Annotated in this window: 15 protein-coding genes; 10 read left to right on the top strand and 5 right to left on the bottom strand. The window is 46.2% G+C overall.

The genetic code is table 11. From position 1 onward, the window contains the following. Positions 1-3 precede the first annotated feature (3 nt). The 5 genes from GCU39_RS13950 (at position 4) to GCU39_RS13930 (ending at position 4901) form a co-directional block, all read left to right on the top strand. Positions 4-813 (top strand): metal ABC transporter permease, encoded by an 810-nt coding sequence (locus GCU39_RS13950; protein ID WP_227793632.1) that lies wholly within the window; start codon positions 4-6, stop codon positions 811-813. Positions 814-828: 15 nt separating this feature from the next. After that, on the top strand, positions 829-1533 hold the full coding sequence (locus GCU39_RS13945) for a cytochrome c biogenesis CcdA family protein (protein WP_152394083.1): 705 nt from the start codon (positions 829-831) through the stop codon (positions 1531-1533). A gap of 93 nt (positions 1534-1626) precedes the next feature. Next, the gene (gene mntR, locus GCU39_RS13940; protein ID WP_152394082.1) at positions 1627-2052 is read left to right on the top strand and encodes a transcriptional regulator MntR; all 426 of its coding nucleotides are present in this window, start codon (positions 1627-1629) and stop codon (positions 2050-2052) included. Between the two features lie 188 nt (positions 2053-2240). Continuing rightward, the gene (locus GCU39_RS13935; protein ID WP_152394081.1) at positions 2241-3854 is read left to right on the top strand and encodes a family 10 glycosylhydrolase; all 1614 of its coding nucleotides are present in this window, start codon (positions 2241-2243) and stop codon (positions 3852-3854) included. Between the two features lie 72 nt (positions 3855-3926). Next, entirely contained in the window at positions 3927-4901 is a 975-nt protein-coding gene (locus tag GCU39_RS13930) for a patatin-like phospholipase family protein (RefSeq protein WP_152394080.1), read from the top strand. 71 nt (positions 4902-4972) lie between these two features. On the opposite strand, the gene GCU39_RS13925 is transcribed toward GCU39_RS13930, so the two are convergent. Further along, positions 4973-5278, bottom strand: coding sequence for a hypothetical protein (locus tag GCU39_RS13925; protein ID WP_152394079.1), 306 nt, complete (start codon positions 5276-5278; stop codon positions 4973-4975). Positions 5279-5302: 24 nt separating this feature from the next. Beyond that, positions 5303-6250 (bottom strand): DUF1385 domain-containing protein, encoded by a 948-nt coding sequence (locus GCU39_RS13920; protein ID WP_152394078.1) that lies wholly within the window; start codon positions 6248-6250, stop codon positions 5303-5305. Positions 6251-6422: 172 nt separating this feature from the next. Between GCU39_RS13920 and GCU39_RS13915 the strand changes: the two genes are divergently transcribed. The 4 genes from GCU39_RS13915 to efp all read left to right on the top strand — a co-directional run bounded on the left by GCU39_RS13915 (position 6423) and on the right by efp (position 9222). Beyond that, on the top strand, positions 6423-6977 hold the full coding sequence (locus GCU39_RS13915) for a YqhR family membrane protein (protein WP_152394077.1): 555 nt from the start codon (positions 6423-6425) through the stop codon (positions 6975-6977). Positions 6978-7064: 87 nt separating this feature from the next. Further along, the gene (gene aroQ, locus GCU39_RS13910; RefSeq protein WP_152394076.1) at positions 7065-7502 is read left to right on the top strand and encodes a type II 3-dehydroquinate dehydratase; all 438 of its coding nucleotides are present in this window, start codon (positions 7065-7067) and stop codon (positions 7500-7502) included. Between the two features lie 47 nt (positions 7503-7549). Next, a complete protein-coding gene (locus tag GCU39_RS13905) occupies positions 7550-8623 on the top strand; it encodes a M24 family metallopeptidase (RefSeq protein ID WP_152394075.1) in 1074 nt (357 codons plus the stop codon). Positions 8624-8664: 41 nt separating this feature from the next. Next, positions 8665-9222 carry an elongation factor P gene (gene efp, locus GCU39_RS13900; protein ID WP_152394074.1) on the top strand — a complete coding sequence of 186 codons (558 nt, stop codon included), beginning with the start codon at positions 8665-8667 and terminating at the stop codon, positions 9220-9222. Positions 9223-9343: 121 nt separating this feature from the next. Here efp and GCU39_RS13895 read toward each other — a convergent pair whose 3' ends face one another. Continuing rightward, positions 9344-9574, bottom strand: a complete 231-nt coding sequence (locus tag GCU39_RS13895; protein ID WP_152394073.1) for a 3-dehydroquinate dehydratase — start codon at positions 9572-9574, stop codon at positions 9344-9346. 205 nt (positions 9575-9779) lie between these two features. On the opposite strand from GCU39_RS13895, the gene GCU39_RS13890 reads away from it, so the two are divergent. Next, the gene (locus GCU39_RS13890; protein WP_152394072.1) at positions 9780-11033 is read left to right on the top strand and encodes an aspartate kinase; all 1254 of its coding nucleotides are present in this window, start codon (positions 9780-9782) and stop codon (positions 11031-11033) included. A 193-nt stretch (positions 11034-11226) separates the two neighbouring features. Here the strand turns inward: GCU39_RS13890 and GCU39_RS13885 are convergent, their stop codons facing one another. Both GCU39_RS13885 and GCU39_RS13880 read right to left on the bottom strand, forming a co-directional pair. Further along, complete coding sequence (locus GCU39_RS13885; protein ID WP_152394071.1) at positions 11227-11691, bottom strand: DUF441 domain-containing protein; 465 nt, start codon at positions 11689-11691, stop codon at positions 11227-11229. An 85-nt stretch (positions 11692-11776) separates the two neighbouring features. Then, complete coding sequence (locus tag GCU39_RS13880) at positions 11777-12526, bottom strand: 2-phosphosulfolactate phosphatase (RefSeq protein WP_152394070.1); 750 nt, start codon at positions 12524-12526, stop codon at positions 11777-11779. Positions 12527-12538 lie beyond the last annotated feature (12 nt).

Genomic DNA, 12538 nt, shown 5'->3' with positions numbered 1-12538 from the left:
AATATGATTATCGAGTTAATGACAAGCGGTTTCTTCTTGAAAGCGTTCGTCGGAGGCGTTCTCATCGCGGTGGTTGCACCGCTGATGGGAACTTTTCTCGTGTTACGGCGGCTGTCCATGATTGGGGATACGCTCGCACATGTCACGATTGCTGGTGTTGCACTTGGGTTTTTACTGCAGGTCTATCCACTTGTTGTTGGACTCATCTTCGCACTGATTGCATCTTTTGCGATAGAGCGGCTCCGTAAAGCCTATAAGACGTATGCAGAGCTCTCCATTGCGATCATTATGTCGGGTGGGGTAGCGCTCGCCTCACTTTTCTTCACGTTAGGGAAGAACTTTAATTTGAACGTAACTAGTTATTTGTTCGGCAGTATCTATACGTTAACGGATCTTGACATTTATGTCGTGGCTGGGGTTGCAGTCCTTGTTCTTATCGTCGTAGCCGTGTTCTGGAAAGAGTTGTTCCTGCTCACGTTCGATGAGGATGCAGCAGCTGTGTCGGGATTACCCGTACGAGCGTTGAACATTATGATCACCGTTCTTACAGCATTAATTATTAGCGTATCGATCAAAATTGTCGGTGCATTGCTTATCTCCGCCTTGTTAACGATTCCTGTCGCCTGCAGCTTGCTGATCGCGCGGGGATTCCGCCAATCCATAATTTTCTCAGTGATTATCGCTGAGATTGCGGCCATTGCCGGTCTCTTGGTAGCAGGTGTGTGGAGTCTCGCACCGGGGGCAACAATTGTTATCATTTTGATCCTGATTTTGATTGTGACCATGATTGTCCGTCGAGGACTGAAAATTTAGGAGGAACGATTCTACATGAGCGTATGGATTGCTTTCTGGGCGGGACTAGCTTCCTTTATCTCGCCCTGCTGTTTGCCGCTGTATCCTTCTTACATATCATTCATTACAGGGGTGTCTGTTAATCGGTTGAAGACCGAACAGAACACGCGTGAAGTGCGGATGCGGGTTATGTCGCATACGTTCTTTTTCGTATTAGGATTTTCGGTCGTTTTTTATGCGCTAAGTTACGGTGCGAGCCTCGTAGGGGACTTATTTGTAGATTATAAAGATTTGATTCGTCAGATTTCCGCGATATTAATTCTCGTGATGGGGTTATTCCTCGTTGGATTATTCCAGCCGCAGTTTCTGATGAAAGAACGGAAATTTCAGTTTAAATTTAAGCCGGCTGGTTACATTGGTTCCTTCGTATTCGGGATTGGGTTCTCTGCGGGTTGGTCACCATGTGTAGGGCCGATTCTCACCGCGATCATTGGACTTGCTGCGACAGAACCGAATGCGTGGCTCCGGCTGATTACAGCGTATACGATTGGGTTTGCGGTACCGTTCTTTATATTTGCATTTTTCATTGGTTCAACACGTTGGATTCTGAAATATTCGAATCGTCTGATGAAGATTGGCGGTGTCATTATGATCATCATGGCGATTCTCTTATTTACTGATCAGATGAGCCGCATTACGATCTGGCTGCAATCCATTACGCCGGAATGGCTGAAGTTCTAAAAGACACGAATGTTCGGATAGACTTGCATTTGGTCCTGCAAAACATGTATCATATTGAAGTACAATTTATAATGTTGGAAAAGAGGGGAACCAATGCCTACACCGAGCATGGAGGACTATTTGGAACGAATTTACAAACTGATTGACGAAAAAGGCTATGCACGGGTATCTGACATTGCAGAAGGTCTTGAAGTTCATCCCTCCTCAGTGACGAAAATGATTCAAAAGCTCGATAAGGATAATTACCTCATATATGAGAAATACCGTGGCTTGATCCTCACGAACAAAGGGAAGAAGATGGGGAAACGTCTCGTTGATCGTCATCATTTGTTGGAGGATTTCTTAACGATCATTGGTGTACAACATGAGAATATCTACACGGATGTCGAAGGGATTGAACATCACTTGAGTTGGGATTCGATCACTTGCATTGAGACGCTGGTCGAATACTTCAAGCGTGATCCCGAGCGGTTGCGCCAACTGCAAGAGATACATAATGAACTGAATAACGAATCCTAATCGTAATGATTTTGATTCGCATCAAGTGAAGAGAGCGTCTGTCTCCTAAGGGAGCGGGCGCTTTTTTTGCTTTATTGCGATTACGAATCTTTCTTTATTCCCACATTACCCGCAACTTTGTGGGTTGTTTTGCTGTCTATTAATTGGACGTTTATAATAGAATGATTACTAGAAACAGGAGGTAGAGAATGAAGTTTAGTAGAACGATACTTATTGCACTGATGATGTTACTTATGATCCCGTCCTGGACAGCATTCGCTGCGAGTCAGACGAAAGAAATTGCCCTGTTCCTCAACGACCGGCAGGTCGCGACGGACGTGCCGCCATATTTGGCACCCCGTACGAATGTGACGATGGTGCCTCTGCGCGTCATTAGTGAATCGCTAGGCGCAACGGTAGATTGGAAGGATAGAACCGCAACAATCTACCAGAACAATAATACGCTTATTTTACAAGAGAAGGATCGTGTGGCGAATGTCAATGGCAATGAGGTAAAGCTCGATGAAGCGGTAACAATTCGAGATTCTCGTGTTCTTGTGCCACTGCGATTCGTGGCTGAGAATTTGGGCGTCACCGTCGTATGGGACGGCGCCTCACGTACGATTTCGATGACTTCATCGACTGGCAATGACGATACATATCCGAATCCGGACCCAACACCAAATCCGAACCCAAACCCGAAGCCGAATCCAAACCCGAGTCAGGAGATGCGCGGCGCTTGGGTGTCCACGGTCTATAATCTGGACTGGCCTTCCAAGGCAGGACTCCAAATCGAGCAGCAGAAGGCGGAATTTACGAAGCTGCTGGATGATCTGAAGAATGTAGGCATGAATGCCGTGTTCGTACAGGTACGTGCTGCATCCGATGCCTTCTATCCGTCGAAGCTTGTGCCGTGGTCCAAGTATCTGACAGGGGTACAAGGGCAAGATCCTGGCTACGATCCGTTAGCCTTCATGATCGAGGAGACACATGCTCGGGGAATGGAATTCCATGCTTGGTTCAATCCGTTCCGAGTAAGCGTAGATAATAAAACCGAGAATCTATCTGCCAATAACCCTGCGGTCCAGCATCCGGATTGGGTCGTGCGCCATCAAGGCAAGTTGATGTTCGATCCTGGGATCCCGGCGGCACGTGAACATATTCTGCAAGCGATTATGGAGGTCGTGAACAATTACGATATAGACGGCGTTCACTTGGATGATTATTTCTACCCATATGGGCAAGATAAAGAGCCTTTCGCAGATGATGCAAGCTATACCACATATAATAACGGACAATTCAGCAATAAAGGAGATTGGCGCCGAGACAATGTCAATCAGTTCGTACGCATGCTTGGCGAGCAAATCCACCAATCGAAGCGTCATGTGAAATACGGGATCAGTCCATTTGGAGTATGGCGCAACAGTAAGCTGGACGCGACGGGTTCGCCGACAAGCGCTGGTGTGAATAGTTATGATGATCTATACGCGGATACAAGAACATGGATTCAGAACGGATGGATTGATTATATCGCACCTCAAATTTACTGGAACAATGGAACGAAGGCTGCACCCTATGATAAGCTTGTCGATTGGTGGGTCAAAGAAACGAAAGGGACGAATGTGTTGCTCTATGTAGGCCATGCTGCCTATAAGCTTGGAACGACGGAGGCAGGATGGTCAAGCAGTCGTACGATCATCGATCAGCTGGATTATAACCGTCAGAGCGGAGGCGTTGCTGGAAGTCTATTCTTCCGAGCGAAGAATCTGCAAGCGAACGTGCTTGGCGTCGCAGATCAATTGAAAACCTATTATTCTCGTTAACATAAAGACATCCCTTACAGGCATATACATCGAATAGACGTTCTATGGATATGTCATGAAGGGGGTGGGCGGATGCTCGTGAATGCGGTGTTCGAGGGCGGCGGTGTTAGGGGAGTTTCGCTAGCAGGAGCCGTACGAGCAGCCGAGGATCATGGTGTGACCTTTCATCGTGTAGCAGGAACATCATCAGGTTCAATCGTCGCTTCATTGATCGCAGCAAGGTATACTGCGGAGGAGATGCGGGAGATCATTATGAGCACCCCCTTCACCTCGTTCTTGAAGCGCGCCCCTATTTTTAATATCAAGGTGATTGGACCGATTACGCGCGTATTGCTGAAAAAAGGGTTATACTCCGGTGAAGCGTTAGAAGCGTGGATTCGAAAGCTGCTGCTGGAGAAGAACATTAGAACTTTCGGTGATATTGCGCCTGATAAGCTGAGGATTATTGCTTCGGATATTTCCAATGGCAGGCTGCTGGTTCTACCGGACGATATTGCGCTCTATGGCATAGAACCGAACAAGCTGGAAATTGCCAAGGCGATCCGAATGAGTACCAGCATTCCCTATTTTTTCGACCCCGTCATGATCCGAAGTTGGAAGGTGCAAGGCGCGGCGAAACCATTCTCGAAGCAGTTTTCTTATATCGTGGATGGAGGCCTGCTCAGTAATTTTCCACTCTGGCTATTTGAGAAGGAACGTAATCCTAGAACCAAGCAGCTGGTTCCGACGATTGGATTTCAGATGGTCGGGAAGCAGGATCAACAACCGCATGCGATTCGAGGACCATTTACCATGTTCGAAGCGATGTTCGAGACAATGATGTCTGCCCATGATGAACGTTACATTGAGCAGCATAACCGATATCGTACGATTAAGATCCCAACGCTAGGCATCCGGAATACCCAATTTGAGATCACGCCGGAGCAGAGTGCCAGCTTATATGATTCTGGTCTTCTAGCGGGAACTCAATTTTTCGAGCGATGGACGTATGAAGGGTACGAATTACAATTTAAGAAATTCCAATCGAATCCTTCAGGGAAGAAATAGAAAAGAAGCTCCTGGTCTGCGTAAGCAAATCAGGAGCTTTTTATTGTATCGATTTAGTGATGGTTCGTTCTCTAGTGGAATCGCGGGATGTTATCATCGCCGTCATCTTTGCCTTTGGACCCTTCAATGACACGGAACGGGACCGTCTTGCGTTTTGTTTTCTGTGACTTCGCGTATTTTGCTTCTGTCCGCTGTGATACCTTGACCTTAGGCGTTCTGCGGTAGCGTCCAGGCGGAAATTTCAAGAGCAGGAAAACAACGCCGAACACGATCACGGGGATGAGCAGCCCGTACTTTCCATTCAGAATGGAGTACACGATCCCGAGCGCTGCTAACGCCATAATGACAATGAAGGAAATCCGATGCCGATTCACCATAATACATCATCCTCTCGAAATGAATTACCCTTTAGAGATTTGCTGATCCAGCTCTCTCATTCGATTGAAGGAAGCGATTGATACTTCGACTTGGTCATCTGTCGGTTCTTTGGTTGTTAAGAGCTGCAGCCATAGGCCCGGATATCCGAGGTATCTGAGCACTGGCGTGTCACGGAGCATGTTCGTGAAGCGAAGCGCTTCATACGATACGCCTAGCACGACGGGCAGTAACAGGAGACGTTGGATGATCCGTTCCGTTAACGTATCCCAGGTGAAGAAGGAGTAGATAATAACACCAACAATGACGGACAAAATAATGAAGCTGCTTCCACAACGATAATGCAGCGTGTTGAATCGCTGGACATTGGCAACCGTCAGTTCTAGACCTGCTTCATGGGCGCTGATTACTTTGTGCTCTGCACCATGGTACTGGAACAACCGCTTCACTGGCGGTGTCAGCGAGATCGCCCACAAATAAATTAAGAGAAGAATAATTTTGATGATGCCTTCAATAAGGTTGTGTAATATTTTATTATCGAATGCTTTTCCAAAGAGCAGATTTTCTATAAAAACTGGCACTAAAGTTAGAACAACTTTTCCAAAGATAAAAGCAATGATACCCGCGACGGCAACCCCGACGATCATTGCGAGGTTGAACCCGGATTTTTCCTTTTCTTTGAGCTTGGCCTTCTCTTCTGGATCATCCACTTCATCTTCAGCGAACATCTCGGCAGAGAAGTTCAAATGCTGCGACCCTTTGGCGCTGGAATCAACGATCCCTACTACACCGCGGATAAATGGGATTTTCTTGAGGGCGCTGACCCATGGTTTATCATTTTTCGGTACTTCATAAAATGTAATTTCGTTATTTTTGCGCCGAACCGCTGTCACATTGACATTTTTACCGCCAAACATGACGCCTTCGAGCACAGCTTGTCCACCGTATACAGCGGCTTTCTGGTTATTCGACAACGAGTTCACCTTCCCTAGTGTATTCAATTCGTATTAGTCGTGATCATCATCACACTTCGTTAACGGATTCCTTCTTATTGTAACGAATTTAGCGTTGAAATTCCACTTGTTTACGATTCCAGCAATTGCACATACTAGCGAACATATAAAGATGAAGGGAAGTTGAATTCAGATGATACAACATGAAGAGCAGACGAAATCTACGCTAACGGATCCATTTAAATTCGCTCTGCAAATCGGTTTTTTTGCGGGATTGATCTGGGGCGGCATGCGGTGGGTGTTTTATATATTTCAATTTACGACGATTTTCCCGGGTTATTTGGCAGAGCCATTCTACAAACATTTGTATTTAATGACCTGGCGGGGGCAAATCGTGGGCTGGGTCTATTTTATCTTCTTCTCGATCCTAGCAACCCTGATCTATACTTTTTGTTTGCGCAAGCTGAAGGGCCCGTGGCCTGGGATTGGCTATGGGATTGTCTGCTGGGTAATTCTATATGGCTTAGTTGGTCCAATGATGCATATGATGCCCCTGCTTACGAAGCTGAGCAGAACGACGATCATTACGGAGTTTTGTCTATTCTTGCTATGGGGATTGTTTATCGGATATACCGTGGCCGTAGAATATACAGATGAACGCGGGAGAGAACCGGGGCATGCGAAGAAAGGTAAGGATCAACAGGGGATGGGACACATGCCTGAGCCTAGCGGGGCAACGAATTCATGAGAGACAGCTTCTCAAATTACCCCGACCTATGGTAAAATATCGTGTGGTACACGTTCCACATTGTACATAAGACGGGTGATGAAATCGATGCAAAAAATTCTAGTACTTAATGGTCCTAATCTGAATATGCTCGGGATTCGAGAGCCTGGCGTGTACGGTACGGTTACGCTGAAGGATATTGAATCGATGCTGAGCGCGCAAGCGGAATCGCTTGGACTGGCTGTAGAGTTCTTCCAATCGAATCATGAAGGTGCATTAATTGATCGGATCCAAGAAGCTTATCAGCATGTGGATGGGATATTGATCAATCCGGGAGCGCTCACGCATTACAGTTATGCACTTCGCGATGCCATTAGCGGTGTAGCGATTCCAACGGTTGAGGTGCATATGTCGAATATCCATAAGCGGGAAGAGTTCCGGCACGTATCCGTCACTGCACCCGTTGTCATTGGACAAATCGCCGGTTTTGGTGCCGTGAGCTATGAGTTAGGTTTACTCGCTCTTTATCGGCATTTATCTGCATAATGACGGATTATAGGCAGTTCAATTTGGGATGAAAAGAGGATGGAACAATGGACAATCAACGCGTAGTTCAACTTCGACAAGCAATGCAAGCTTCTCAATTGGAAGGAATTCTAATTACGAATGAATATAATCGCCGGTATTTGACGGGGTTTACAGGAAGTTCCGGGTATGTCTTGATCACACAGGATAAAGCCTACTTCTTAACGGATTTCAGATATGTCGAGCAAGCGAACAGTCAAGTGAAGGGTTATGACATTGTTCAGCACAAACCAGTCGTCATGGAGAGTGTCCGTGAATTGCTGGGCGGGCAAGTGAAACGTCTTGGATTCGAACAAGCCCATGTATCTTATGGTACGTATACGAAGTATGCGGAGCAGCTAGCTGGCATCGATCTAATTCCGACATCCGACTTGGTTGAAGATATTCGTAATATTAAAGATGAGGAAGAGCTTGCGATCATGCAAGAGGCTTGCGATTTAGCAGACCTTACATTCGCGCATATTCTTCCGATGATCAAACCAGGTGTAACCGAGGAATCCCTTGCGCTCGAGATGGAAATGTTCATGCGCAAGAACGGTGCAACGTCTTCCTCATTCGACACGATCGTAGCGTCTGGAGAACGGTCTGCTTTGCCTCATGGTGTAGCGAGTCCGCGTGTCATTCAAGGGAATGAACTGATTACTTTCGATTTCGGCGCGTTATACAAAGGATATTGCTCGGATCTTACACGTACGGTCGCATTAGGAACACCGTCTGCGAAACATCGCGAGATTTACGATATCGTTCTAGAAGCACAGCTGCATGCCGTCGAGAACATTCGACCGGGAATGACTGGGGCCGAAGCGGACGCCTTGACGAGAGATATCATTACACGGTATGGTTATGGAGAATATTTTGGCCATAGTACCGGACACGGTCTTGGGATGGAGGTTCATGAATCGATCCGCGTTGCCAAGGGCAGTGATATGGTTTTAAAACCCGGGATGGTCGTTACTGTAGAACCAGGCATTTATTTGCCGGGCATCGGCGGTGTACGTATCGAGGATGACATTGTCATCACGGAGACTGGGATTAAAATATTAACTCATTCGAAGAAAGACTATCTTCAATTAGATATGTAAGAATGGGCTAGGCAGGATACGAACTTTAGGAGGAATTTTTAGTGATTTCAGTAAACGATTTTAAGACAGGATTGACCGTAGAAGTAGAAGGCGATATCTTCACCGTACTTGATTTCCAACACGTTAAACCAGGTAAAGGCGCAGCTTTCGTACGTTCGAAATTGAAGAACCTTCGCAACGGGAATACCGTTGAGCGTACATTCCGTGCAGGTGAGACGATTGGTCGTGCGCAAATCGACAACCGTGACGTTCAATACTTATATAACAGCGGCACAGAATATACATTTATGGACAACGAGACTTACGATCAATTCAGCCTGACAGCAGAACAGTTGGAATGGGAATTGAACTTCTTAGTCGAGAACATGAACGTTAAAATCGTCAGCTATAAAGGTGAAATTCTTGGAGTTAACTTGCCGACAACGGTTGAGCTTAAAGTTACTGAGACGGAGCCAGGCGTAAAAGGTAATACAGCACAAGGCGCAACGAAGAACGCGAAGCTCGAAACAGGTCATAACGTTCAAGTGCCTCTATTCATTAATGAAGGCGATGTACTTATCATCGATACACGTGAAGGTAAATACAGCTCCCGCGCATAAGGAATATACTACAATACAACAAACCCCTTTCAGCACAGATGTGTCGAAAGGGGTTTGTTGTATAACTACCTCTATATGTAGGGGATATAGAGACCGTAAAGTTGATTAGCTGATCGTAATCCTAGAATAGGGATAATGCCAACGTATCGGATTCACGCTTCGAATGAAGAATGGCTTCGCAGCCGATAATTTCAATGCTGATTAAGGTATCCAAGCATTTCTTGATCGCTTTTTTACCATTTTTCATTTTAGAATCAAGGGCTGTTAAAAGTGCTGTTAATGTTTTTTTATTCATCGAAGTGTAAAATACAGGAATTGTTTTATTCTGAAAGTTGATAAGTTGTTTTGTCATAGGAGACACCTCCGAAATGATAAAGTTATTGAACTTATGAGCCTATTGTACAGGGCGAACATTAAAACTATCTTAAAATTCTGTTAAAAGTATGTGAGAAATTACGAAAATATCGCGTTTTTCTTGTTTTTTTCCACAAGACGGAAGGATTATGTTATAATATTCAAAATTATTATACAGTTGTTCAATAGGGAGTGAGACAACATTGGCTTTATTCGTCATGAAATTTGGGGGTAGCTCTGTTGGGGACACAGAGCGAATGAAGCGCGTTGCTAGACGAATTGTAGAGAAAAAAGAAGCTGGAAACCGCTGTGTCATTGTTGTATCCGCAATGGGAGACACCACGGATGATCTGATCGATCAATCCAAACTGCTTAATCCGAATCCACCAGCGCGTGAGATGGATATGTTGCTCACGACTGGCGAACAGATCTCTGTTGCGCTATTGTCCATGACGATTCATCAGTTAGGGCATGAGGCCGTTTCTTTCACGGGTTGGCAGGCAGGATTTCGGACAGAGGCTGTACACGGAAAAGCACGAATTACAGATATTCAGCCAGATCGTATCCATACTGCGCTCGACGAAGGGAAAATTGTCGTTGTTGCAGGCTTCCAAGGGATGACGGATGAAGGCGAGATTACGACGCTTGGACGCGGTGGATCAGATACGACAGCCGTTGCGCTCGCAGCTGCCATTCAGGCAGATGTCTGTGAGATCTATACGGATGTGAACGGCATCTATTCGACAGATCCGCGCGTTGTAAAATGCGCTCGTAAATTGGATGAGATCTCGTATGATGAAATGCTCGAATTAGCGAATCTTGGTGCTGCGGTACTTCACCCGCGTGCCGTTGAATATGCAAAGCATAACAATGTATGTCTAGTGGTAAGATCTAGCTTTACAGATAATGAAGGTACGGTCGTGAAGGAGGAGACAGTCATGGAGCAGGGCGTAGTCGTTAGCGGAATTGCATTTGATAAGAACGTGGCAAGAATCAGTATTCTTGGTGTGCAGGATTTACCGGGGGTATTGGCGCAAGTATTCACAGCGCTTGCCAAAGCGGGAATTAACGTAGATATTATCGTACAGAGCGGAGTTAAGAACGGAACAGCCGACTTCTCCTTCACCGTTAACTTGGATGATTGCGAGCGTGCAATTGAGGTCATTCATGGCATTCGTGACGAAGTCCCTTACGATCATGTGACATCCGAGACGAACCTTGTGAAGGTCTCGATCGTTGGTGCCGGCATGGTCAGCAACCCAGGTGTGGCAGCGAAAATGTTCGAAGTCATCTCTCAACAAGGCGTAAGCATTAAGATGGTAAGTACATCGGAGATTAAGACGTCTTGCGTTGTTGATAGCGAGAAATTGCATGACATCGTCCGCGCTTTGCATACCGCATATGGTCTGGACACAGCAGAACAGGCCGTTGTTGGCGGCCCGCAAGTTCGTCGTTAATTTTTAAATTTAAAATAAAGGTTCAAAAAGTTAGATTTTCAGCACCGAGAAGGTTGCGAGAAGCTGAAGAAGGAGAAGCGGAGTTTAGGCAAAACCTAAATGAGCATCGGACTTCGAGGGTGAACGCAAGATTCGATGTCGAATATACTTCACGGAAAGCTTCGTGATTCAAAGATGAGTTTTTGAACTTCCTCTATAAGATGCGGTTGAGGATGATTTGGATAAGCTTCATAATGATCGCAGTAAGTCCCGCAGCCATTAAAGGCCCGACCGGGATCCCTTTGAAGAAGGTAATACCTATGATCGAACCAAGTACAAGACCCACAATAATTTGTGGGTCTATTTTTAACGCCTCAAGCCCTTTGGCATTCATTACCGTAGCCATCGCACCGCCAGCGATGGCGATGAGGCCTGGCCAAGATGTGATCGTAGCCCAGACATCTTTGGTTGCGATCCGTCCGGAGACAAAAGGAACTAATACGCCCATCGTGAGAAATAGCAGCCCGAGCTCCAGACCTCGACGTTCAATCGTCGGCAGATAGCGGTCCAGATGGACCAGCTTCACGATCAGGAGCAGGCAGGCTGCTGTTGTAATAATAGGTGAGCGGCTAATTAAGCCGATGATAATAAGCACAACCATAATGATTTCGCCGTTCATCGTAACGCTCCTGTCCCACTTGGATTCATAGAGTAAGTGTATGAACAGAAGCTTGTTTTAGAACTGATTTCACGAATCGGAGCATCTATCTGAATAGCAGCGGCGTATCCTGGGTGAATGGTTTCATTGCTGCTGATTGGCCGGAGACGTAAGGGACAAGTGGAACGGTGTTCACCCCGGCACAATATTCGACATCTTCTCTGAATCCGATCTTCGACAATCTTCGTCCGCCCGCACAATGCAGCAGCGCGTGAAGTATGCGATCTTCATGTTGAATATATGCGCTATGCATCGCTAATCCGAAGTCGTTCACTTGAACGACGGCATCCATATCGCTCTGCTTCATAAGCTCATCAATGAGTAATCCAGCGCAGAGTCCGTCTTCAAGAGCAAATACGTCTTGTGCACCGGCACAGAGCAGAACAATATCCTTGCGAAGTTGTAATGCGACGTTTGCGCAGGTTGAAGCATTCAATAGCGCGCCGGCGAGAATATGCGATGCTTTATGTGATTTTTGGATCCCTCGGGTTCCATTGGTGGTGGTGAGAATGACTTTCTTGTCTCGTATCTCTTCCGTCATATATTCATAAGGTGAATTCCCCGCATGAAATCCAGCGATTCTTCGACAGAATCGCTCACCTCCGAGAATATCGCCCGATTGTTGACAAGATCTTGCTTGCTGCACCGTCTCTACAGGCAGAACCTCGCTCGCGCCATGTGTTAATGCGGTAATAATCGTACTCGTCGCGCGTAGAACGTCAATGACGATGGCTGTTTTATGAATAAAATCATCCGATCTCGCCTCGTTAACACTGGCGATCACATCTACCTGCATGGTCTTCCACTC

Origin of the sequence: Paenibacillus guangzhouensis (assembly GCF_009363075.1) — a bacterium.
In the GTDB taxonomy this organism is placed as follows: Bacteria; Bacillota; Bacilli; order Paenibacillales; family Paenibacillaceae; genus Paenibacillus_K; species Paenibacillus_K guangzhouensis.
The sequence above is the reverse complement of the archived record's forward strand: the minus strand, read 5'-3'. Positions and strand labels throughout refer to the sequence as shown.